Source organism: Mesorhizobium sp. 113-1-2, assembly GCF_016756475.1.
GTDB lineage: Bacteria > Pseudomonadota > Alphaproteobacteria > Rhizobiales > Rhizobiaceae > Mesorhizobium > Mesorhizobium loti_C.
Window position 1 is genome coordinate 1,088,436 of record NZ_AP023242.1, and the last position, 21,943, is coordinate 1,110,378.

Consider the following 21,943-nt stretch of genomic DNA (forward strand, 5'->3'; position numbering starts at 1 on the left):
CTCTCCTCTGCTAGACGACCACTCAGCAAACCCAACGAGGCTTCCCATGCGCAAACTCATCTCCACCGGTTCGCCCTTCGAAAAGACCGCCGGCTATTCGCGCGCCGTGGTGCAAGGCGACTGGTGTTTTGTCTCAGGCACGACCGGCTATGACTATGCCACCATGACGATGCCGGACAGCGTCGAGGCGCAGACGCGCAATTGCCTGGCGACGATCGCCAAGGCGCTGGCTGACGGTGGCTTCGAAATGGCCGATGTGGTGCGGGCGCATTACTACATCACCGACCAGGCCTTCGTGGATGTGGTCTTCCCGATCCTCGGCGAGACGTTCGGCGACATCAGGCCGGCGGCGACGATGATCGTCTGCCAGCTCAACAAACCTGAAATGAAGATTGAGATCGAAGTGACGGCGCTGCGGCGGACGGCATGAGGAGCCAAAGCCATGACGGTCCGGCGCATCGTGGCCAATATCGAGACGCAGGATACGGCGGCCGCCAGACGCTTCTACCATGACGTGCTTGGCCTCGACGTGCTGATGGATCAGGGCTGGATCGCCACCTACGGCTCCGGGGAAGAGATGCAGGTGCAGATCTCCTTCATGGCGCAAGGCGGCTCCGGCACGCCGGTGCCGGATCTCTCGATCGAGGTCGACGATGTCGAGGCTGCGCTCGAAGGCATGAAGGCCGCCGGCTTCGCCATCGAATATGGGCCGGCCGACGAACCCTGGGGCGTCAGGCGCTTCTATGTGCGCGATCCCCTGGGCAGGCTGGTCAACATTCTCTCGCATCGGTAGGCGGGCCGCCACAGGACTCTTCCGACGCTGGCGGGACAGCACCCCCCTCTGTCTTGCCGGACATCTCCCCCGCAAGGGGGGAGATTGGCAGTTTCGTTGTCCCGCCCTTCCTCCAACCCGTCGATTGGCGAAGCCCGAAGTACATCCGATCTCCCCCCTTGCGGGGGAGATGCCCGGCAGGGCAGAGGGGGGTGTGAAGGATCTCGGCGCTCGTCCCCTTGCGCGCCGGCCGCTTGGCGTTTAGCAAAGCGCCGGTTCAAATTCTTTTCTGGGACGGTTTTCTCCATGGCAACGAAGCATCTTTTCCTGCTCCCCGGCGACGGCATCGGCCCCGAGGCCATGGCCGAGGTCAAGAAGCTGATATCGGCCATGAACGAGAAGCTCTCTAGCGGTTTCGTCACGGACGAGGGCCTGGTTGGCGGTTGCGCCTACGACGCGCACGGTGCGGCGATCTCCGATGCCGACATGGCAAAGGCGATGGCGGCGGACGCGGTGCTGTTCGGCGCGGTCGGCGGGCCGAAATGGGATGCCGTGCCTTACGAGGTGCGCCCCGAGGCCGGCCTGCTGCGGCTGCGCAAGGACATGGAGCTGTTCGCCAATCTGCGCCCGGCCATCTGCTATCCGGCGCTGGCGGCGTCCTCCTCGCTCAAGCAGGAGGTGGTCGAAGGCCTCGACATCCTCATCGTGCGCGAGCTGACCGGCGGCGTCTATTTCGGCGAGCCCAAGCAGATCATCGATCTCGGCAACGGCCAGAAGCGCGGCATCGACACGCAGGTCTACGACACGTTCGAGATCGAGCGCATTTCGGGCGTCGCCTTCGAGTTGGCGCGCACCCGCAAGAACCACGTCACCTCGATGGAAAAGCGCAACGTCATGAAGTCGGGTGTTCTGTGGAACGAGGTCGTCACCCAGACCCACAAGGCGCGCTATTCCGACGTCAAGCTCGACCACATGCTGGCCGATGCCGGCGGCATGCAGCTGGTGCGCTGGCCCAAGCAGTTCGACGTCATCGTCACCGACAATCTGTTCGGCGACATGCTGTCCGACATCGCCGCCATGCTGACCGGCTCGATCGGCATGCTGCCGTCGGCTTCGCTGGGCGCGCCCGACGTCAAGACCAAGAAGCGCAAGGCGCTCTACGAGCCGGTGCACGGCTCGGCGCCCGACATTGCCGGCAAGGGCATCGCCAATCCGATTGCCATGATCGCTTCCTTCGCCATGTGCCTACGCTATTCCTTCGGCATGGTCGATGAAGCCGACAGGCTGGAAGGCGCCATCGCCGCAGTGCTCGACCAGGGCCTGCGCACCAAGGATATTTTGTCCGCCGGCATGACCGAGGTCGGCACCGTTGCGATGGGCGACGCGATCATCGCCAAGTTCCTGGGATAATTCCGGGGCGGACCCACTCAGCGTATCTCGCCGGCCAGCTGGCGCAGCAAGCCAACGAGTTGCGCTTCGTCCACCGGCTCGAAGAAGGCTGCGTCGGCGGCCTCGACGGCGACGATGGCGCGCTGCGCGGCGGCCGTCCCTGTCGGCGTGATGCGGATCACCTTGGCGCGGGAATCCCTGGGGTCGGCTTCCCGTGCGATCAGTCCTTTCGCTTCCAGCCGCGCGACGACGTCCGACGTCATCTTCACTTCGGCGCCGGCCTGGGCGGCGAGCTGCACTTGGTTGGGCGGCTCGCCATTGCGGCCGAGCCACATGGCCGAGGCCAAGAGCACGAACTGGACATGCGTCAGGTCGAGCGGCGCCAGCGCCGCTGTCATGAGGCGCTGCCAGCGCATGGTGGTTCGCCAGAGCAACAAGCCGGGGCTCTCCGAAGGTCCGCTGAAGCGCGTGTTCAAATCCTGTCCATCAGCCACCGTTCGCCAACTCCTTCGCCTGCTCGAAAAGCCTCGCCATCGAGGTGTCGAAATCGCCGCTGATCTGCGGGCCGAGCTCCGGCCCGACCTCGGCGGCCGAGGGGCCTGATATTTCGAGCCGATGGGTCACCTTCGTGCCGCCTTCGACCGGCACCAGCGTATGCCGAAACAGCAATTTCGTGTCACCGAACGAGGTCTCGTCGGCATAGGTGGCGTTATCGACGAGATCGACGATGGTCGATTCGAACGTGTCTTGCCCAACCGGCGTCACCGAGACACGGGTGCCCTTGGCGAACGGCCCGTGCAGCACGAAAGTGTCGGAGCCCTCATAGGTCAGGCGGCCTTCATGCAAAGCCTTCAGCGCGTTCCAGATGGCTGCTGCGGGAAGGGAGGAAATCGCGGTATACTCATTGCTCCACATTGTCTTGGCTCCGTTCATCCTGGCCGATCGACCATTTGATCTGTGCACAGACTATCTGTGCGCGGACTATATTGCAAGAGGAATTTGCTGCCATGACGGTGCCCGGCTGAGTGACGGCTCTTTTGGAGGTGACTTAACCGCTTGTTTTTATGCAGTTTCGAGCGGGAAACATTCTCGTTTCCTCGAGGCTGACCTCTAAACCTTGACCCCTGCTGGCACCGGGCCCCAGGGGTTTTCGCCCACCTGAGACTGAATCAACCCGAAGACCAGCAAGGCCGCTTCGCCAATGCCTGGGATGAAGCAGAGCAGGACAAGCCAGCCGCTCAGGCCGATGTCGTGAAGACGCCGCACGACAAGCGCAATCCACGACAGGCCGAATGCCAATGTGAAGATAAGGGCAGGTAGGAATCCTATCGAGCTCTTGCCCGCGTTGATGCCGAAGCCGTTGATGGCCAGATTGACGAGTATCCCGAAGCCAAAAAGCGCTAACTGCACAAGGATAAAGCATAGAAAAAAGGCCCAGAATTCCTTGCGGCGGGCGCGTCCGTTGAAATTGAAATAGTTCACGCTCACCGTGCGGCCGAAGTAGGCCCACAGTCCTGTGGAAGTGGCGGTCCGCTTTTCGGCAAGCTGGCCAGGCTGCGGTGGCCGGCCGGTGCCTGACGACGGCGTGGTTGAGGGCACAGCGGCTATATTGCGAGCCGTCCCGTCGTCGGGCTGGAATTCTACAAGAATGCCCCTGACGAGGGTCACCTCATGGCTTAGATCGCTACGGACAAACATATAGCGCTTGCCGTCGACCCCATTGATGTAACCGAAATCCTGGTCCCCGTCGTAGTGATAGACTGTGCCGCGCATGCTCCCCCCTTGTGATGGATGCGCAAATACTACCCAGGGTTGTTCATGATTGCAATATGCACGCCAGGCTAAATGATGACGCCCGCCGGCACCGGTCCCCACTGGTTTTCGCGGCCCTGTGTCGGGATCAGCGCGAAGACCAGGATGATCAGGCTGCCGAAGGTCGGGATCAGGATCAGCAGGCAGAGCCAGCCGGTCAGGCCGAGGTCGTGCAGGCGGCGCACGATCATGCCGAGGCTGGGCAGGAAGGTGGCCAGCAGGAACATGCCGAAAAGCCCGACCGTCATCGCTGGCACCTCGGCGTTGTCGAAATTGCCGATCTCGACATCGGCGAAAACGCCGATGCCGATGATCACCAGCAACGCAACAGTCCAGAACAGGCAATAGCCCCAATATTCCTTGCGCCGGGCGCGGCCGGCGAAATTGAAATAGTTCTGGGTCACCCCACGCCAGAAATAGGACCAGAGATCGGTGGGCTCGGCCGGCTCGGCGGCCCGGCCGAAATGCTGCGCCTGCGGTGCGACGGCCGCCGGTGCGGGGGCGGCTTGAGCCGGTGCGGCGCTGGTGCCGGCGTCGGCGGCGGGGCTTGCCGCCTGGGCGGCGATCGCGAAAACGTCACGCGCCTGGCCGCCGCCGGCCTGGAACTCGACCGCCGTGCCCCTGGGCATCGCGGTTTGCCGGCGAAGGTTCTCGCGGGTGAATGTGTAGCGGTTGCCGTCGGCTCCGGTGATGAAGCCGAAACCCTGATCCTCGTCATAGTGAAGCACTTCGCCACGCATCACCCACCCCCCTTTTATCGCCACGTCCCCGCCAAGGTGTGACACAAGGCCGAGCCCGCGGGCAAGGCCGTGCGACATGGCTACCATCTTAGCGGCAAATCGAGCATAAGGCTTCAGGTACAGCCGTCTTCGCCAAAGCAGACCATGACAGTCGAGCAATCCGATGCCAGCGCCGCGACCGCGGATGGGCAGGTCGCAAGGCCGCCGAGGCTGGCCCCTGCAGTGGCCGTCGATGCCACAGGCCTGATGTTCTGGCCGCCCGGCAAGGGCCTGGCTGGCATTCCGCGGGTTGAGAGCTTTCTCGTCAACGCGGCTTTGGCGGATCCCGACCCGGCTGTGGAGGTGGTGGCGTTCAGGCCCGGGGAAGGCCGGTTCCGGCCGCTCGCGCCTTTCGAACAGGACCATGTCGCGGCGGGCGGGATTTCACCGCATCGTGTCAAGCGGTGGCCGGGGAGACGCGCGGCGCTGTCGCGGGCTTTCGAGGCGGTGCGGCAACAGCCCTGGGACAAGCGTGACGCGGACCGCCATCTGGCCAGGACGGTGACCAATGGCGGCATGGGGATCGCCTGGCAGGCGACGCGGCTGTTGATCCGCGCCTATCGCCTGTACCAGCGGGCGCGGATCCGCTTTGGCTTGCGAGAAGATGCCCCAGCCCGGCCGGTCGAGACGGAGCCAGGCCTTGTGCTGATCAGCCATCACATCCTGACCCAGGAAGACCGGTCCGCCGTTTCGGGCGGCGCCGGCAAGCTTGCCTTCCTGTGCCACGATATCATCCCGGCATTGCGCCCTGACCTGCTCGGCTCGAGCGCCGGCGAGCGCCGTTTCGGCTCCGATCTCGAGCAACTGGTGCGCGCCGGTGCGCCGGCATTCTGCGCCTCCGACGAGGTCGGCGCGACGCTGAGCGAATATATGCGCAAGGCCGGCGTCGGCGCGCCGGTGGTGTACCGTTTTCCGATGCCTTCCATCCTGCACGAGACGGCATCGCGCATGGGCGCGACCGCGCGCATCGAGGCCGGCGAGCCGTTCGTGCTCTACTGCTCGACCATCGAAGTGCGCAAGAACCACATATTGCTGGCGCGGATCTGGCAGCAGGCACGGGAAGAGGGCGTCAAGCTGCCAAGGCTTGTCTGCGCCGGGCGCTGGGGCTGGATGATCGAGCCGCTGCGCGCCTATCTCAAGGCGCATCCCGAGCTCTTCCAGTCGGTCACATTCACCGGACTGGTCAGCGACGAGCAGCTCATCCAATATTACCGCAGCGCCACGTTCGGCGTCTTTCCCTCGCATATAGAGGGCTGGGGCTACGGCGCCTCGGAATGTCTCGATTTCGGCGTTCCGGTCATCGTCTCGACCACACCGTCGCTGGTCGAGGCGAGCGGCGGGCTGATGCCGGCGATCGATTCCGAAGACCAGCAGGGCTGGTACGCGGCGATCCGCAGGATGGCCGACGACCATGCCTGGCGCTCGTCGCTGGTGGAGCGCATCGCCCAAAACCACCGGCCGACACCGGCTTCGGCAAGCTGGGCCGCCATCAAGGCCGGCCTGAAGGACAGCGCGTCCCGCCGCCTGTAGATTTAGACTAGGAGGGCCGCTTCGCCTTCTTGTGTTTCGGCGGGCCGGCATTGTCGAATTTCGGCTTACCCGGCTTCTTCGCCCATGGCTTTGCCTCATGCGCGGCGGCCGGGCGCTGGTCGGCCGAGGCCGATGGACGCTTCTCGAACTTCCGCTTCGGCGCATTCGGGTCGAACGGCGCCTTGCCGCGATGCGGCTTCTTGTCGGGGCTCGGCGGCTGATAGCCGGCGCGCGACAGGTCCGGCTGGCCGTCCAGCCGCTTCACCACGATGTTGCCCTGCAATTTGCGGTCGGGCCCGATGGCGGCGAGAAAACGGTCGGCCCAGTCCTCGGCGATCTGCACGAAGGTTTCTTCCGGCTGCATCTTGATGGCGCCGATCTCGCGCTTCGAGATGCTGCCGGTGCGGCACAGCATCGGGATCAGCCAGCGCGGCTCGGCGTTCTGCCGCCGCCCGACCGACAGCGAGAACCAGACGCTGGCGCCGAAATCGTCGCGGCGGCTCGGCGCTTCGTCGCGCTGCGCGAACTTTTCACCCGCCGGTCTTTCACGCGCCAATCCTTCACGCGAGGGCGTGAAGGGTGCGACGTCCATGAGATCCTCGGGCGCCGAGCGGCTGGCACGGCATTGGCGCACAAAGGCGGCCGCAACCTGTTCGGCGCCATGTTTGGTGAGCAGCGCGTCGATGAAACCGCGCTCATCCTCCTTCACCGGCTCGTCGAAAGCCGGGTCGGCGAGAATACGCTCGTCGTCGCGGCGGATCACATCGTCGGCCGAGGGCGGGCTGGCCCATGTCGCCTTGAGGCCGGCGTTCTGCAACAGCCGCTCGGTGCGCCTGCGGGCGCTGCCCGGCACGATGAGCGCGCTGACGCCCTTGCGCCCGGCGCGGCCGGTGCGGCCGCTGCGGTGCAGCAGCGTTTCGGGATTGGTCGGCAGGTCGGCGTGGATGACCAGTTCGAGGTTGGGCAGGTCGATGCCGCGCGCCGCGACATCGGTGGCGATGCAGACCTTTGCGCGGCCGTCGCGCATCGCCTGCAGCGCATGGCTGCGCTCGTTCTGGCTGAGCTCGCCCGAAAGCGCGACAACGGAAAAATTGCGGTTGTTGAAGCGCGCGGTCAGATGGTTGACGGCGGCGCGCGTGTTGCAGAACACCAGCGCGTTCTTGGCCTCATAGAAGCGCAGCACGTTGATGATGGCGTTCTCGCGGTCGGCCTGGGCGACGTTGAGCGCCCGGTATTCGATGTCGAGATGCTGCTTTTCCTCGCCGGCGGCGGAGATGCGCACGGCATCGCGCTGGTAGCCCTGGGCGAGCGTGGCGATGGAGCGCGGCACGGTGGCCGAGAACATCAGCGTGCGGCGTTCGGCCGGTGCGGCATCGAGGATGAATTCCAGGTCTTCGCGAAAGCCGAGATCGAGCATCTCGTCGGCCTCGTCGAGCACCACGGCCTTGAGCGCCGACATGTCGAGCGAGTTTCGCGTGATGTGGTCGCGCAGGCGGCCGGGCGTGCCGACGACGATATGGGCGCCGCGTTCCAGCGCGCGCCGCTCGGTGCGCATATCCATGCCGCCGACGCAGGACGCCACGGCGGCGCCGGTCGGCTCGTAGAGCCATTCCAGTTCGCGCGTCACCTGCAGCGCCAGCTCGCGCGTCGGCGCCACCGCCAATGCCAGCGGCGCCGTGGCCGCGCCGAAGCGCTCCGCGCCGTCGAGCAGCGTCGGCGCCATGGCAAGGCCGAAGGCCACGGTCTTGCCCGAGCCGGTCTGCGCTGAGACCAGCGCATCGGCCTGGCCGAGTTCCAGCACCGCCTTCTGCACCGGCGTCAGTTCGGAATAGCCGCGTTTTTCCAGCGCCTGTGCCAGCGCCGGGACGATACCTTCAAAGTTGGACATCTCGCTCTTTCGGAATTCAGGGGTCTGCGCTCATCATGGAGCACGAGCCGGGGCTGGCGCCGCGCCAGCCAAACAATCTTGGCCGTTCGTACTTCCTGCGGGCGCTCTTGTACAGGGCGCGCCATGAAGGCCATGCGACGCACCGCCAATTGACTCCTGCCGCAAACCGCGTAAAAGCCCGCTTCGAACGGGATCGTTTTTCGATGCGCGGCCTTTTGATGGCTCTTCTTGCATTTGACGCCCCCAGCCACAATGTAAAGCATTGGGCCGGGCGCTTGGACGCGTCCGTCCGTTCCAGCAAAACCATGGCCAAAACCACCACCAAAACGGTGTGATTCCCTTGGCCTAACCACCCTCTCCCGGGTTCGGCCCGGGGGACGGAACCCGCATTGGCCGGCGGGTTTTCTCCAACAAACCAAGCGGAGAGGGACAGGAGATCTTTATGAGTTTCAAGGTTGCAGTCGTCGGCGCCACGGGCAATGTGGGCCGGGAAATGCTCAACATACTGGAAGAGCGCGGCTTTCCGGTAAGCGAAGTCGTGGCGCTGGCGTCGCGGCGCAGCCAGGGCACGGAAGTGTCGTTCGGCGACCGCACGCTGAAGGTCCGGACGCTGGATCAGTATGATTTTTCCGACACCGACATCTGCATCATGTCGGCCGGCGGGAATGTCTCCAAGGAATGGTCGCCCAAGATCGGCAAGCAGGGCTGCGTCGTCATCGATAATTCGTCGGCCTTCCGCTACGACCAGGACGTGCCGCTGATCGTGCCGGAAGTGAACCCGGACGCGATCTCGCTGTTCACGCGCAAGAACATCATCGCCAACCCGAACTGCTCGACGGCGCAGCTGGTCGTGGCGCTGAAGCCGCTGCACGATTTCGCCACCATCAAGCGCGTCGTCGTCGCCACCTACCAGTCGGTGTCGGGCGCCGGCAAGGAAGGCATGGACGAGCTGTTCACGCAGACCCGCGCGGTGTTCGTCGCCGACCAGGTCGACGTCAAGAAGTTCACCAAGCGCATCGCCTTCAACGTCATTCCGCATATCGACGTCTTCCTCGACGACGGCTTCACCAAGGAAGAGTGGAAGATGGTCGCCGAGACCAAGAAGATGCTCGACCCCAAGATCAAGCTGACGGCAACCTGCGTGCGCGTGCCGGTGTTCATCGGCCATTCCGAAGCGGTCAACATCGAGTTCGAAAAGCCGATCACCGCCGATGAGGCGCGCGATATCCTGCGTGACGCTCCCGGCTGCCAGGTCTTGGACAAGCGCGAGGACGGCGGCTACATCACGCCGCTGGAATCGGCCGGCGAGGATGCCACCTTCATCTCGCGCATCCGCGAGGATTCGACTGTCGACAACGGCCTGTCGATGTGGGTCGTCTCCGACAATCTGCGCAAGGGCGCGGCGCTCAACGCGGTGCAGATCGCCGAGCTTCTGGTCGAGCGCGGCCTGATCCAGCCGAAGAAGAAGGCGGCCTGACGGCGGTTCTTTTTCGCTCACGGGCCGTATCGCCGCTGCCGCGGCGGGCCCTCCGCGAGGGCGCCGGGTCGGCCCGCGGTCGCGGGCTCGGCCTTCGGCTGGGGGCGCTTCTTCCTTCTCCCCGTTTACGGGGGTGAGAAGTGCTCCGCGAAGCGGACGGAAAGCCAATTGCTTGGCTTTCCGAACGACGAACGCCCGGAGCGATAGCGAAGGGCCGGCATGCCGGCACGGGGATGAGGGGCAGCACAGGCCTCTGATGTGAAACGACCATGAGCGATCCCGCCAAAGTCACGCTGCGCCCGGCCATCGGTTCTAACGCCGCTGCTATCGCTAGACTCATGCGGGCAGCACTTGGCTCGTTTGACTGGATGCCGGTCATCCACACGCCGGCCGAGGACCTTGCCTTCATCAGGGATATCGTGCTGCCTCGGCAGCAGGTGACGGTCGCCGAGGCCGGCAAGGAGATAGTCGGCTTCATTGCCGTCAGCGGCGATTGGGTGGAACAGCTCTATCTCGACCCGGCCTGGACGGGGCAAGGCATCGGCAGCCGGTTGCTGATGGACGCGACCGTTGCGCTGTCGGTCACGAAACTCCATTGCTTCCAAGCCAACAGCGGCGCCAGGCGCTTCTATGAGCACCATGGTTTTCGCGCCGAGTCGTTCGGCGACGGCACGACCAACGAGGAAGGCCTGCCGGATATTCTGTATGTCCGCAGGCGCTGACGTCTTACTCAACCCGTCCGTTCTCTGCCGCCAGTCCACGCAACAAGACCATTGCCTGCTCCGCCCGCTCCGCCGGGACGAACAGGTGATCGTGGTAGAACGCCGAGACCGGATTGACGCCCATGCCAGCGCTGGCCAGCCGCGTGGTGATGGCGGCGAGGAAGCCGACTGCTTCCAGCGAGGAATGGATGTTCAGCGTTATCATCCGGCAACGGAACGAGGCGGTCAGTCCGGCTGCCTTTGCTGCTTCCTCGGTCACGATCAGCGTCGTGCCCTCGCGCTCGCGAAACACCATCACGGGTTCTAGGTTCTTCGGCTGGGAAATCCCAGTTGCCAGCGTGGCGAAGACATAGATGCCGTCGAGCAATTCCGGCGTCATCGATGCCAACAATGTTTGCAGATCGGTCTCGCCGGTCATTGTCTTCCCTCGGCTAATTGCACGCTTTCTCAATATCCGTGCCGGGTGTCCGCCGATAGTCCGGCATGTTCGCGCGGACCATGATGATCATGTCGTTGGCGGCTGAGCCTACGGCGCAATCATAGCCTTCTCGCCATGGGCTCTTGACGCGTCGCCTGCTGCCTCGTATAGAACCAAAAGGTTACATAACCATTTGGTTTGATAAGCAATGACGAGCGACAGCCTCAGCCTAACTCTCGCGGCGCTTGCTGATCCGACGCGGCGCGCCATTCTGGCAAGACTGTCGCTCGGTGAGGCTTCGGTGACCGAGCTGGCCGAACCTTTCGCCATGAGCGGTCCCGCGGTGTCGAAGCATCTCAAGGTGCTGGAGCGTGCCGGTCTGGTGGCACGCGGTCGCGACGCGCAGTTCCGGCCGCGTCGCCTGCAGCCGGAGCCATTGCGCGAGATCGACGCATGGCTGGAATCCTATCGCATGCTGTGGGACGGGCGGTTCGATCGGCTCGAAACCTATCTGCAGGCTTTGCAGAAAGGGGATCCCGACGGCAGCCATAATTGAAGCCGGCAGGGTCAATCAACGAGGGCAAGAAAAGTGGCGGATCAATCGATAGAACTTCCATCCAATGACCCTGTTATCGTCATCACCAGGACGTTCGATGCGCCGCGTGCGCTGATGTTCAAACTGTTTACCGATCCCTATCATCTGGTGCGGTTCTGGGGGCCGGAAGGATCGACCTACCCGGTCTGCGAGATGGATGTGAGGCCGGGCGGCGAATGGCGCCTGACCATGCGCTTTGCCGATGGCAGCGAATATCCGACCAACAGCGTCTATCTCGAAATCGCCCCGCCGGAACGCATTGTCTATCGCGATGCGCCGCTCGATCGCGCCCAATGGCAGGACAGCTTGCCGCCGGCGCAGATGGTGACGACTATCCTGTTCGAGGATGTCGGCGGCAGGACGCGGATCGTGGCCAATATCCACGCCAACTCGATCGCTGCCCGCGACATGGCGGTGAAGATGGGCTTCGGCCAGATGGTCATGGCGAGCTACGCACGCCTGGAGGCCTATCTCAAGGCGCTTTGAACGAAGCGCGGTCCCGGTGCCGCGGCGTGGACTGCTGCATCGGACAGCAAAAAGAATCCCGTGGCGTGTCGGGTCGTCGTCCCGCCGCGCGTCCTTGGATCGACCTTTTCCAAGAAGGCCGGCGCTTGAACCCGAAACACCCGGAGGAAGACCAATGACCATTTCTCATACCGTGCCCGTTTCGTCCGGTGCCCTGTGGACCGGCCGCGTGCTCAGCGGCATCATCGTGCTGTTCATGATCTTCGACGGCGCCATCAAGCTGCCGCCGCTCGACATCGTCACCCAGACGATGGTGCCGCTCGGCTGGCCGGCAGATCCGAATGTCGCACGCATGCTCGGCGTCATCGGCCTGGTCTCGACGGCGCTCTATGCATGGCCGCGCACCTCCGTGCTCGGCGCCATCCTGCTCACCGCCTATATGGGCGGCGCCATCGCCACCAAGGTACGCATCGACAGCCCGCTGTTCTCGCACACGCTGTTCGGTGTCTATCTCGGCATCATCCTGTGGGGCGGCCTCTATCTGCGCGACCCCAAGGTACGTGCGCTGATCCCGTTCGGCCGATAGTTTTTCAGGGAGAGAAAGATGTTCAGCACCATCCTCATCATCCTGGTCGTCATCATCGCCGCCGTCCTCATCTATGCCGCGACACGGCCTAATGATTTCGTCACTACCCGCACCGCCAGCATCAAGGCGCCGCCGGAGGCGATCTTCCCGCTGATCAACGATTTCAGCCGCTGGCCCGAGTGGTCGCCTTACGAAAAGCTCGACCCCAACATGAAGCGCACGCTTTCCGGCGCGCAGAGCGGCAAGGGCGCCGTCTATGCCTGGGAAGGCAATGGCAAGGCCGGCAAGGGGCGCATGGAGATCGTCAATTCGGTGCCGTCCTCGCTGGTCGCGCTCAAGCTCGATTTCGAGAAGCCGTTCCGCGCCAGCAACAGTGTCGACTTCACCTTGACGCCATCGGGCGAGAACACCGCCGTGAGCTGGTCCATGCGCGGCAGCCGGCCCTTCATCGCCAAGCTTATGGGCCTGTTCATGAATTTCGACACGCTGATCGGCCGGGATTTCGAGGTCGGCCTCGCCAATCTGAAGCGCAACACCGAGGCATGATCCGACTGGACACAGCCGCTCGCCGGAAGTCGCCCGAGCGAGCGGCGCCAAGATCTTCATCCTCTCTTGGATCAAATTGGCCGTCCGCGAGTTAAGCACTTGGCGGAGCGATGGCGATCCCCCTGTGAGAGGAACAAAAATGAAGAAAATCATGACCATTCTGGTGCTGACGATGGCATTGGGCGCGTGTTCGCAGACGGAAAAAGGCGCAGCTATCGGTGGACTGGGTGGCGCGGCGGTCGGTGCCGCGGTCGCCGGTGATCCGGTGCAAGGCGCGGTCGTCGGAGGCGCTGTCGGTGCCGTGGCTGGGGCGCTGATCGGCCATGCCAGCGAAAGCGGCCAGTGCCGGTATCGCGACCGCCATGGGCGGGTCTATGTCGACCGCTGCCCGAGTGGTTATTGAGCGGCGACCAGCAGCGAAAACAGCAAGACGGCGGGCGTCTGGCCCGCCGTCTTCGTTTGAAAACACCCTACAGCAGGTTCCGGATCAAGTCCCAAGCGTCGCGGCCGAGACGCGCATCGGCATGATCATTGCCGCCATGGGCGTGCGACGCGGACCGCGGCGTGGTCTCGCCCGGCAGGAGAATGCGGTGGCCGGCATCAGGGCTTGAAACGAGGCGCGTGGCCTTTCCGGCCTGCTTTCGACGCCGGACAATCAATTCCGCAAAATCCAGGGATGGCCACAGCGCATCATCGCTGCCCGCGACCAGCACAATCTCCGCTGAGATAAGCTCGACGGGAATGGCGGCCCTGTCGGCTTCCTGTTTGAAGCTTGTCAGGCAGTGCTGGAAAAGCCCCCTGTAGGACACAAGGCCATCGACGTAGCTCGCGTCCCAATTCGGTTCGGTCGGAACGAACGGGAGCGGAACCCCCTTCAGCATCCATGACGATCGTTCGGGCCAGCTGGCGCCGTCGCGGCCCGGACCGATATTGCCCCAAACCACCGATGTCGGGCTGATCGCTACCACGGCATCGATGCGCGGGTCGTGAACCGCCGCGAGCAGGGATGCCTCGGCACCTTTCGAGGTTCCGACATAGACGATGCGGCGGCATCCCAACCCGACAAGACAGTCGGCCGCGGCGAAAAACGTCTCCAAGGGGATTTCACAGATTCCAGGCACTTGGCCTTCGCCGCCAAACCACTGGAGCGCGAGCGTGGACGCCCCTTGTCGGGCAAACAGCCGGGCGCGGCCGACATCGACACGGCCGCTGGATCCGCTCAGCACGACGACGCCCGTTTTGGTGTCAGCGCATCGCAACAGCGTTCCGGAAACACCGCCGGACAGGATTTCTTCCGTGACTGCCTGTTTGCTCATCCGCTCCTATCAGCCTCAATGCCGTGGCACTGTCGGACAATAGCAAAACGGCGGGCACTGGCCCGCCGTTTTGTCGTTGCGATGAAGCGATATTATTCGGCCGTGGCGGCTTCGGCGGGTGCCGCGGAAGCGGCCGCAACGGCGGCGGCGGCGTCTTCCTGCGCCTTCTTCAGCAGGGCGGCGCGTTCCTGCGCCTTCTTGCCCGGCTCGGCCTTCTTCGGGTTGGAGCGGGCGTCGCGCTTGGCAAGGCCGGCCTCGTCAAGGAAGCGCAGCACGCGGTCGGTCGGCTGGGCGCCGTGCGACAGCCAGTGCTTGACGCGGTCGGCGTCGACCTTGACGCGCTCGCCGTCCTTCGGCAGCAGCGGGTTCCACGAGCCGAGCGACTCGATGAACCGGCCGTCGCGCGGCGAACGGGCGTCGGCGACGACGACGTGGTAGTAAGGACGCTTCTTCGAGCCCGCACGGGCCAGTCTGATCTTCAGTGCCATTTTCTTTTCTCCTAAAAGCTCTGATTTCGTTGAGTGGTTGAAGGCTGGTTGGGTCAGCCGGTTTTCATCACGCCGTTGGCAGCGGCGATCTGTTCGTGGTGGCGGATCACTTCGCGGACGACGAAGTTGAGGAATTTTTCCGCGAAATCGGGGTCGAGATGCGCATCCTTGGCCAGCTGGCGAAGACGGGCGATCTGCTGTTGCTCGCGCGCCGGGTCGGCCGGCGGCAGGCCGTGCTCGGCCTTCAGCACGCCCACCGCCTTGGTGCAGCGGAAGCGCTCGGCCAGCATGTGGATGAGGGCGGCATCGATGTTGTCGATCGAGGCGCGGTAGCCGGCCAGGATGGTGCGGGCGTCGGCCATGTCCTTTTCTTCGTTCATAGCGTCCTCACTTCTTCTTGCCGAGACCTGGCAGTCCGCCGCCGCCGAGGCCGGGAAGCCCCGGAAGTTTCATGCCGCCGGGCAGGCCGGGCAGGCCACCGCCGCCGGGAAGGCCGCCGGGCAAGCCCTTCATGCCACCGAGGCCGGCGGCCTGAGCCTGCTTCTGCAAGGCTTCGAGCTGCTTGGGGTCCATCTTGGAGAGATCGGGCATGCCACCCATGCCGCCCATCCCGCCGGGCATCATGCCGCCAAGGCCCATTTTCGATGCAAGGCCGCCCATCATGCCGCGCATGAGGCCGCCGCCTTTGCCCTTGCCGCCCATCGCCTTCATCATGTCGGCCATGCCGCGATGCATCTTCAAGAGCTTGTTGATCTCGGCGGCGTCGGTGCCGGAGCCGGCGGCGATGCGCTTCTTGCGCGAGTGTTTGAGAATGTCGGGATTGGCGCGCTCGGCCTTGGTCATCGAGGAGATGATGGCGAGCTGGCGGCCGAACATCTTGTCGTCGAGGCCGGCGGCGGCCATCTGGTCCTTCATCTTGCCCATGCCGGGCATCATGCCCATGATGCCGCCCATGCCGCCCATTTTCGACATCTGCTGAAGCTGCTGGGCGAGGTCGTTCAGGTCGAACTTGCCCGACTGCATCTTCTTGGCCATCGCCGCCGCCTGCTCGGCGTCGATGTTTTCCGCGGCCTTCTCGACGAGGCTGACGATGTCGCCCATGCCGAGGATGCGGTCGGCGATGCGCTTGGGGTGGAACTCCTCCAGCCCGTCCATCTTTTCGCCGGTGCCGATCAGCTTGATCGGCTTGCCGGTGACGGCGCGCATCGAAAGCGCCGCACCGCCACGGCCGTCGCCGTCCATGCGGGTCAGCACAAGACCGGTGATGCCGACGCGTTCGTCGAAGCTCTTGGCCAGATTGACCGCGTCCTGGCCAGTCAGCGAATCCGCGACCAGCAGGATTTCGTGCGGGCTCGACACCTTCTTGATGTCGGCCATCTCGACCATCAGCGGCTCGTCGATATGGGTGCGGCCGGCGGTGTCGAGGATGACGACGTCATGGCCGCCGAGCTTGGCCGCCTGGACGGCGCGCTTGGCGATGTCGACCGGGTTCTGGCCAGCAATGATCGGCAGCGTAGCGACCTTGGTCTGCTCGCCGAGCTGGCGCAGCTGCTCCTGCGCGGCAGGCCGCCGCGTGTCGAGCGAGGCCATCAGGACCTTCTTGTTCTGACGCTCGGAAAGCCGCTTGGCGATCTTGGCCGAAGTGGTCGTCTTGCCGGAGCCCTGCAGGCCGACCATCATGATAACGACGGGGGCCGGCGCGTTGAGGTCGACGGCGACGCCTTCGGCGCCCAGCATGTCGACCAGCTCGTCATGGACGATCTTGACGACCATCTGGCCAGGCTTGATCGACTTCAGCACCGCGGCGCCGACGGCCTTTTCGCGCACCTTGTCGGTGAAGGAGCGCACCACTTCCAGCGCCACGTCGGCCTCGAGCAGCGCACGGCGCACCTCGCGCAGCGCCGCAGAGACATCAGCCTCCGACAGCGCGCCGCGGCCGGTGAGGCCGTTCAGGATCGAACCAAGACGTTCCTGTAGCGATTCAAACATACTGTTTCCTTTTCCCTGGCACCCGGATGGTGCCCGAGAGGTAATGCGTTCGCGCCAACTGTCCAATCAAAAGCAAAGCCCAAAACCAAAAAGCACCCGGGGGCGCATTGCGCTGCCGGGTGTTGGCCTCCAGGATCTCTTTACAGCACCCACCTCAAAGAGGCTTCGGCGTCCTGGTCGGCTTGCTCGGAGGGATACTCGTCGCGGAATTCGAGGCGTGTAGACAGGAAATCGGCCGTGGAGTCAAGACAAGGGCCGAGTCGCGCCCGTTCCTTGCGCCGCAATCAGGCGGCGCTTTGGCATCCGAAAGCTCGGCCGCGACCCTGAGCGGCGGGAATGCAGCCTTTTACGCGCAATGGTCCTCGTTCGGCGCGATAGGGTTAAATCCGCTCGTCGCCCTTCCGGAACTTCGGCGCCGCCCCTCATCGCCCTGCCTTTCCTCTCCCCCGATCGACGAGGGAGAGGAAAGGTGCCATGTCCGAACCGGATAGATAGGTAACAGAATGGACCGATAGCATGGGTGACAGTTTTCTTGTCCGCCGGAGGACCGGCGATGGTTTGGCGAGAGACTGGCATCATGGACGAGCGGCTACGGTTTGTTGTGGATTGCCTTGCGGGTGAGGAGACGATGAGTGCGCTTTGTGCGGGTTACGGCATCTCGCGCAAGAGCGGCTACAAATGGCTTGGGCGTTATCGGGAGTTTGGCCCGGAAGGTTTGCACGATCGGCCGCGAGCGCCGCTCAATCACGGCCGGGCGACGCCTTGGGATGTGGTGGAGCGGATCGTGGCTATGAAGGAGGTCCACCCGTTGTGGGGACCCAAGAAGATCATGGCCAGGCTCAAGCGTGCGGAGCCCTGCTGCGGCTGGCCTGCGGTCTCGACGGCCGGTGAGATTCTGAAGCGGCATGGACTTGTGGGGCGTAAGCGCAGGCGCTGGAAGGCGGCAGGCAATGGTCCATGGCCGAAAGCTTCAGAGCCGAACGCGGTGTGGACCGGGGACCACAAGGGCTGGTTCCGGACCCGTGACGGGTGGCGTTGTGAGCCGTTGACGGTGATGGATGCATCGAGCCGCTACCTTCTGGCGCTGGAAGCGACGGGTTCGACGGCGGACGCCGAGGCCTGGCCGGTGTTCGAGCGGCTGTTTGAAGAGCATGGGCTGCCGGATCGCTTCAGAAGCGACAATGGCCCACCCTTCGCATCGCCCGGCGTCACGGGTCTGACGCCGCTTGCGGCGCGCTTCATCAAGCTTGGCATCACGCTGGAGCGGATTGCGCCCGGCAAGCCGCAGCAGAACGGACGCCATGAGCGCTTTCATCTGACCATGCTGCCGATGGCTAAGGAACCCGCGGTCGACAGAACAGCCCAGGGCCAAGCCTTCGAGGCCTTCCGGCGCAGCTACAATGAGGAACGCCCGCATGAGGCACTGGCCATGGACACCCCAGCCCAGCATTACCGCCCCTCACGGCGCGCCATGCCAAGAACGCCGCCCGAGCCCGATTATCCGGACGAGGCGGCGGTGCGCCGTGTGCGCCACAATGGCGAGATCAAGTGGAATGGCGGCTTCGTCTATGTCTCGCAAACACTGGCCGGCGAAGCGGTCGCCGCCGCAGAGACCGAAGACGGCGAATGGATGCTCAGCTTCCATGCTCATCCGCTCGGCATCATCGACACCAGGCGCATGAAGCTTGTCCGTCGCAGCGCCGCGCCAACCAAACCGCTTGGCGCTGCGACGGACGCATAGGGGGAGAACTGTTACCCATGTATCCGGTTTAAAGTGTTACCCATCTATCGGCTGGACAGCCACCTTTGGTGATTGGCGCTTTCCAATATAGGCAACCCGTTGCCGCGATCGCGACCGCTGGCTTCAATCAACGCACCACGTACATGATGCGCCGTGTCTGCGGATCGATCAGCGCAGGCTGACCGTTCACATAGACATAGCGGTAGTTGTAGTCAGGAATTTCGCGCAACTCGACGGTGTCGGGCAAGGTCGCGCCGGTCACCACCTCGCCGTCGAGATAGACGGGATCGAGACGATGCGTGTCGACATAGGTGCGGACTTCGGCCGGAGGCGGGGGAAAGACGTCCTCGGCCGGCTCGCCGCCGACAATCGCCCCGGTATAGTCGGTCGAATAATTGCCGATGTCTTCCGGCGGAGAGACGATTGCCACGCTGGAGCCATGCGGGCGCTGCGTCAGGATTACCCGGCTGCCGCTGAAATCGGCCGTCACATAGTCGGAATAGACCCAGCCCTGGCCGCCGGCTTCGGCAATGGTGCACCATTTGCTGTTTTCGATGCAGCCATTGAGCGTCGCCGACTGGCCAGCGGCGAGCACGCCGATGACAGGATATTGCGGCCCGGGGCCGGCGCGCACGTTGAGATCGGTGACGGCCGAGACGGCGGTGTCGGCAAATGCGGCACCCGACATCACGGTCATCATCCCGGCGATTGCGGGAAACAATAGGGATTTCATGGTTTTCTCTCCGTTTTCATGGTCCCTCGGGGGCGAGAACGGGGCAGCGGCGCATGCGTTCCGGCTAAAACGCCGGCGCCAACTCACGATTTGTTCGCGCGGCTTTCGGCAGGCCGGTCAAAAGCTCGTGAACGAAGGCCAGTTTTCGCGCCGTCACGTCCGAAATGACGAAGGGATAGAGGTCGGGCAGGCCCATGCAGCGGTTGATCGAGTTGGAAGCCTCCGACAGTACCAGCCAGCGGGCAAGGATCTTTTCGAAGGGCTCCGGTGCGGTGGCGGGCTCCGAAGGGGCAGCCTGCAGTTCGCCGCCGGTGTCGCCTCTGGGCAACTCGTTGGCTTCCACCGTCTCCAGCCGGCCGAGCGGAAAGTTCAGCGCATGGACCATCTCCAGCGTGTCGGTGATGTGCAGATGGTGGGCCCAGGTCTCGGCCCAGTCCTCCCAGGGGTGCGAGGTGGCATAGGCCGAGATGTGGTTTTGCTGCCAGTCGGGCGCAGCACCGTTGGCGTAATAGGCCTTCAGCGCCTGTTCGTAATCGGCGCGGTCGTCGCCGAACAGAGCGCGGAAAGCGTCCAGCCTTTGCGGATTGTCGCGGATCAGGCGGTCCCAATAGTAATGGCCGAGTTCGTGACGGAAATGGCCGAGCAGCGTTCGATAATTCTCCCCCATCTCGATGCGGCGCTTCTCGCGCTCGGCGGAATCGGCCTCGGCGACATTGAGCGTGATCAGGCCGTTGTCATGGCCGGTGAGGATGCGTTCGCCGCCAGGGCCGCCGCCGATCGGGTCGGCGAGGAAGTCGAAGGCGAGGCCCACCTCGTCCGTCGAGTTCTGCTTGGGCGCCACCGGCAGGCCAAAGGCGAGCAGCGAATAGATGGCGCGCTTCTTCGCCGCCTCGACCCGGATCCAGCGGCGGCGGTTGCCGTCGACGGAGAGATCAGGGATCAGCTGGTTCAGCCCGCAGGCACGGCAAAACCCATGTCCCGGTTCAGCCATCCAGTTGCAGGCGCATTCATCGGCATTGGTGCACTGGAAGATTCCGTCGACACCCGACAGGGCAAAGCGGGCATGTTCGGGATCGTAAAGCACGAGGCTTGAGCAATTCAGGCACTGCGCGTTCTCGAAGTAGAGACGGTGGCCGCAATGCGGGCAGTCGAAGAGTTTCATGTCGGTCTCAAACCATCAGAGCCAGCATATAAGTGTGCGGCGGCAGTGCCTAACGCCAATCGCCGGCCGGCGTTCCGCATGTCTCGAAGCTATTTCGCCGCAAGCTGGGTGGCCACCTGTCTTGCGACCTCTTCGCCGCCGCAGGTCTCATGGCTATTTCGACCCCGCCACAATAATCACTTGATCGTAGGCAAATTGCCCGGCATTCGCCAGCATTGCGGCGCAGACGGTGACAAATGCGCGTTTCGCTGGCAAATTCGCAGATGGGACGTGAATCAGGCAACCAGGAGAACAACATGGCATTTCTTGCCAAGGGTAGGATTTTAGCGGCAGCGGTGGTGGCTGTGCTTGGGCTGGCGGCGGGTGCACAGGCGGCGCCCAGTTGCGGCAAGACCGGTGCCGGCTTCGATGCCTGGAAACAGGATTTTGCCGCGGACGCCAAGTCCGAAGGTGTCGGTTCGAAGGGTCTGGCCGCACTGGCCGGCGCCACCTATGCAACCAGGACGATCTCGGCCGACCGCGCCATCCACAAGGCCTTCAGCGGCTCGGTGGACGATTTCATGAAGCGTCGCGGCGGGGCCGCGATCATTTCCAAGGGCCGTGCGCTGAAGAAGTCGAACGCGGCGCTGTTCAGCCAGATCGAACAGAACTACGGCGTGTCGCCGGGTGTGCTGCTTGCCATCTGGGGCATGGAGACCGGCTTCGGTGCTTCCATGGGCAACCAGAATACGGTCTCCGCCATTTTGACGCTTGCCTATGATTGCCGCCGCCCGGACTATTTTCACCCGCATGCCATCGCCGCCCTGAAGCTGGTCGATCGCGGCGCGTTGACCGCCTCGTCGGTCGGCGCCATGCATGGCGAGGTTGGCCATACGCAGTTCCTGCCTGGAAATGTCTTGAAATATGCAGTCGGCAGCGGAAATCTGCGCGACAAGGCGACAGCGCTGGCTTCCACCGCCAACTTCCTCAAGGGCCATGGCTGGCGGGCCGGCGCGAGCGCGAGCGCGAATATGGGCGCGATTGCCGGCTGGAATTCCGCAAGCGTCTATCAGCAGGCCATCGCCCGCATCGCCGACGCGATCGACGGCGGCTGATTGAACCCTCTGTTCGACGAAAAGCCCGGCCATGCGCCGGGCTTTTTTGTTGATGGGAGCATTGCTGATGTCCGGGATAGGTCGAAGCCTCCCCAACGTCGTCATCCCTGGGCGTAGCAGCCGCGGAGCGGCGTCGCGGAGACCCTGGAATCCATTCCGTGACGTTAATCGAAGCGTGCAGCGGAGCAGAATTCTGCACCGTAGCGACGCTTCGAAGTCGCGGCATGGATCCTATGGTCTGCGCTGCGTCGCTTCGCTCCTTGCTCCGCCATAGGATTGTTTGAGAAGGATCGGGTAGTTTGGCGGCCGGGACTGCGGCCCATCACAGCCAGCAGTCCCGGCGGCAGGCGACCGCCCTTAGGACCGGGTAACACCCGACGTCATCATGGTCCCTGCCGTCTTTGTCCGCCATCGCTTGGAGAGTTGATTGGCCGCTGGCTC

The 21,943-nt window shown here is 64.0% G+C and carries 26 protein-coding genes; 14 read left to right on the plus strand and 12 right to left on the minus strand.

Annotation, left to right across the window (positions count from 1 at the left end; all coding sequences use genetic code 11):
* Positions 1 to 46 precede the first annotated feature (46 nt).
* From JN279_RS05070 to leuB, 3 genes are all read left to right on the plus strand, one after another.
* The gene (locus JN279_RS05070) at positions 47 to 430 is read left to right on the plus strand and encodes a RidA family protein (RefSeq protein ID WP_202352188.1); all 384 of its coding nucleotides are present in this window, start codon (positions 47 to 49) and stop codon (positions 428 to 430) included.
* Positions 431 to 442: 12 nt separating this feature from the next.
* Positions 443 to 793: a VOC family protein gene (locus JN279_RS05075; protein ID WP_202352189.1), complete on the plus strand. Its 351-nt coding sequence runs from the start codon at positions 443 to 445 to the stop codon at positions 791 to 793.
* A gap of 285 nt (positions 794 to 1,078) precedes the next feature.
* Positions 1,079 to 2,182, plus strand: coding sequence for a 3-isopropylmalate dehydrogenase (gene leuB / locus JN279_RS05080; RefSeq protein ID WP_096451807.1), 1,104 nt, complete (start codon positions 1,079 to 1,081; stop codon positions 2,180 to 2,182).
* A gap of 17 nt (positions 2,183 to 2,199) precedes the next feature.
* On the opposite strand, the gene JN279_RS05085 is transcribed toward leuB, so the two are convergent.
* The 4 genes from JN279_RS05085 to JN279_RS05100 form a co-directional block, all read right to left on the minus strand.
* A complete protein-coding gene (locus tag JN279_RS05085) occupies positions 2,200 to 2,598 on the minus strand; it encodes a MarR family winged helix-turn-helix transcriptional regulator (protein WP_244734416.1) in 399 nt (132 codons plus the stop codon).
* A 49-nt stretch (positions 2,599 to 2,647) separates the two neighbouring features.
* Positions 2,648 to 3,076 (minus strand): polyketide cyclase, encoded by a 429-nt coding sequence (locus JN279_RS05090; RefSeq protein ID WP_096458166.1) that lies wholly within the window; start codon positions 3,074 to 3,076, stop codon positions 2,648 to 2,650.
* A gap of 195 nt (positions 3,077 to 3,271) precedes the next feature.
* Positions 3,272 to 3,934, minus strand: a complete 663-nt coding sequence (locus tag JN279_RS05095; RefSeq protein ID WP_096451803.1) for a DUF805 domain-containing protein — start codon at positions 3,932 to 3,934, stop codon at positions 3,272 to 3,274.
* Positions 3,935 to 4,002: 68 nt separating this feature from the next.
* Positions 4,003 to 4,713, minus strand: coding sequence for a DUF805 domain-containing protein (locus tag JN279_RS05100; protein ID WP_202352190.1), 711 nt, complete (start codon positions 4,711 to 4,713; stop codon positions 4,003 to 4,005).
* Between the two features lie 144 nt (positions 4,714 to 4,857).
* Between JN279_RS05100 and JN279_RS05105 the strand changes: the two genes are divergently transcribed.
* The gene (locus tag JN279_RS05105) at positions 4,858 to 6,282 is read left to right on the plus strand and encodes a glycosyltransferase (RefSeq protein WP_202352191.1); all 1,425 of its coding nucleotides are present in this window, start codon (positions 4,858 to 4,860) and stop codon (positions 6,280 to 6,282) included.
* Positions 6,283 to 6,289: 7 nt separating this feature from the next.
* On the opposite strand, the gene JN279_RS05110 is transcribed toward JN279_RS05105, so the two are convergent.
* The gene (locus JN279_RS05110; protein WP_202352192.1) at positions 6,290 to 8,170 is read right to left on the minus strand and encodes a DEAD/DEAH box helicase; all 1,881 of its coding nucleotides are present in this window, start codon (positions 8,168 to 8,170) and stop codon (positions 6,290 to 6,292) included.
* 35 nt (positions 8,171 to 8,205) lie between these two features.
* Here JN279_RS05110 and JN279_RS05115 point away from each other — a divergent pair, with 35 nt between their 5' ends.
* From JN279_RS05115 to JN279_RS05125, 3 genes are all read left to right on the plus strand, one after another.
* The gene (locus JN279_RS05115; protein WP_202352193.1) at positions 8,206 to 8,505 is read left to right on the plus strand and encodes a hypothetical protein; all 300 of its coding nucleotides are present in this window, start codon (positions 8,206 to 8,208) and stop codon (positions 8,503 to 8,505) included.
* A gap of 107 nt (positions 8,506 to 8,612) precedes the next feature.
* On the plus strand, positions 8,613 to 9,647 hold the full coding sequence (locus JN279_RS05120) for an aspartate-semialdehyde dehydrogenase (protein ID WP_056574440.1): 1,035 nt from the start codon (positions 8,613 to 8,615) through the stop codon (positions 9,645 to 9,647).
* A 269-nt stretch (positions 9,648 to 9,916) separates the two neighbouring features.
* Positions 9,917 to 10,369 carry a GNAT family N-acetyltransferase gene (locus JN279_RS05125; protein WP_202352194.1) on the plus strand — a complete coding sequence of 151 codons (453 nt, stop codon included), beginning with the start codon at positions 9,917 to 9,919 and terminating at the stop codon, positions 10,367 to 10,369.
* A gap of 4 nt (positions 10,370 to 10,373) precedes the next feature.
* On the opposite strand, the gene JN279_RS05130 is transcribed toward JN279_RS05125, so the two are convergent.
* Complete coding sequence (locus tag JN279_RS05130; protein ID WP_202352195.1) at positions 10,374 to 10,787, minus strand: ACT domain-containing protein; 414 nt, start codon at positions 10,785 to 10,787, stop codon at positions 10,374 to 10,376.
* 208 nt (positions 10,788 to 10,995) lie between these two features.
* Between JN279_RS05130 and JN279_RS05135 the strand changes: the two genes are divergently transcribed.
* From JN279_RS05135 to JN279_RS05155, 5 genes are all read left to right on the plus strand, one after another.
* Complete coding sequence (locus JN279_RS05135; protein ID WP_202352196.1) at positions 10,996 to 11,343, plus strand: ArsR/SmtB family transcription factor; 348 nt, start codon at positions 10,996 to 10,998, stop codon at positions 11,341 to 11,343.
* A gap of 33 nt (positions 11,344 to 11,376) precedes the next feature.
* Positions 11,377 to 11,868, plus strand: a complete 492-nt coding sequence (locus tag JN279_RS05140) for an SRPBCC domain-containing protein (RefSeq protein WP_202352197.1) — start codon at positions 11,377 to 11,379, stop codon at positions 11,866 to 11,868.
* A 154-nt stretch (positions 11,869 to 12,022) separates the two neighbouring features.
* A complete protein-coding gene (locus tag JN279_RS05145; protein WP_202352198.1) occupies positions 12,023 to 12,433 on the plus strand; it encodes a DoxX family protein in 411 nt (136 codons plus the stop codon).
* Between the two features lie 18 nt (positions 12,434 to 12,451).
* The gene (locus JN279_RS05150) at positions 12,452 to 12,979 is read left to right on the plus strand and encodes an SRPBCC family protein (RefSeq protein WP_202352199.1); all 528 of its coding nucleotides are present in this window, start codon (positions 12,452 to 12,454) and stop codon (positions 12,977 to 12,979) included.
* 139 nt (positions 12,980 to 13,118) lie between these two features.
* Complete coding sequence (locus tag JN279_RS05155) at positions 13,119 to 13,382, plus strand: YMGG-like glycine zipper-containing protein (RefSeq protein WP_019862099.1); 264 nt, start codon at positions 13,119 to 13,121, stop codon at positions 13,380 to 13,382.
* Between the two features lie 67 nt (positions 13,383 to 13,449).
* On the opposite strand, the gene JN279_RS05160 is transcribed toward JN279_RS05155, so the two are convergent.
* The 4 genes from JN279_RS05160 to ffh all read right to left on the minus strand — a co-directional run bounded on the left by JN279_RS05160 (position 13,450) and on the right by ffh (position 16,772).
* Entirely contained in the window at positions 13,450 to 14,295 is an 846-nt protein-coding gene (locus tag JN279_RS05160) for an acyl-CoA thioester hydrolase/BAAT C-terminal domain-containing protein (protein WP_202352200.1), read from the minus strand.
* 92 nt (positions 14,296 to 14,387) lie between these two features.
* A complete protein-coding gene (gene rpsP, locus JN279_RS05165) occupies positions 14,388 to 14,783 on the minus strand; it encodes a 30S ribosomal protein S16 (RefSeq protein WP_202352201.1) in 396 nt (131 codons plus the stop codon).
* A gap of 53 nt (positions 14,784 to 14,836) precedes the next feature.
* A complete protein-coding gene (locus JN279_RS05170; RefSeq protein ID WP_096451779.1) occupies positions 14,837 to 15,163 on the minus strand; it encodes a chorismate mutase in 327 nt (108 codons plus the stop codon).
* A 7-nt stretch (positions 15,164 to 15,170) separates the two neighbouring features.
* Positions 15,171 to 16,772, minus strand: coding sequence for a signal recognition particle protein (gene ffh / locus JN279_RS05175; protein WP_202352202.1), 1,602 nt, complete (start codon positions 16,770 to 16,772; stop codon positions 15,171 to 15,173).
* Between the two features lie 553 nt (positions 16,773 to 17,325).
* On the opposite strand from ffh, the gene JN279_RS05180 reads away from it, so the two are divergent.
* The gene (locus JN279_RS05180; protein WP_096445643.1) at positions 17,326 to 18,513 is read left to right on the plus strand and encodes an integrase core domain-containing protein; all 1,188 of its coding nucleotides are present in this window, start codon (positions 17,326 to 17,328) and stop codon (positions 18,511 to 18,513) included.
* 127 nt (positions 18,514 to 18,640) lie between these two features.
* Here JN279_RS05180 and JN279_RS05185 read toward each other — a convergent pair whose 3' ends face one another.
* Positions 18,641 to 19,246 carry a DUF1236 domain-containing protein gene (locus JN279_RS05185; protein ID WP_202352203.1) on the minus strand — a complete coding sequence of 202 codons (606 nt, stop codon included), beginning with the start codon at positions 19,244 to 19,246 and terminating at the stop codon, positions 18,641 to 18,643.
* A 64-nt stretch (positions 19,247 to 19,310) separates the two neighbouring features.
* Positions 19,311 to 20,408 (minus strand): zinc-binding metallopeptidase family protein, encoded by a 1,098-nt coding sequence (locus tag JN279_RS05190; protein WP_202352204.1) that lies wholly within the window; start codon positions 20,406 to 20,408, stop codon positions 19,311 to 19,313.
* A gap of 296 nt (positions 20,409 to 20,704) precedes the next feature.
* On the opposite strand from JN279_RS05190, the gene JN279_RS05195 reads away from it, so the two are divergent.
* The gene (locus JN279_RS05195; protein WP_096458158.1) at positions 20,705 to 21,502 is read left to right on the plus strand and encodes a lytic murein transglycosylase; all 798 of its coding nucleotides are present in this window, start codon (positions 20,705 to 20,707) and stop codon (positions 21,500 to 21,502) included.
* The last annotated feature ends 441 nt before the right edge of the window (positions 21,503 to 21,943 follow it).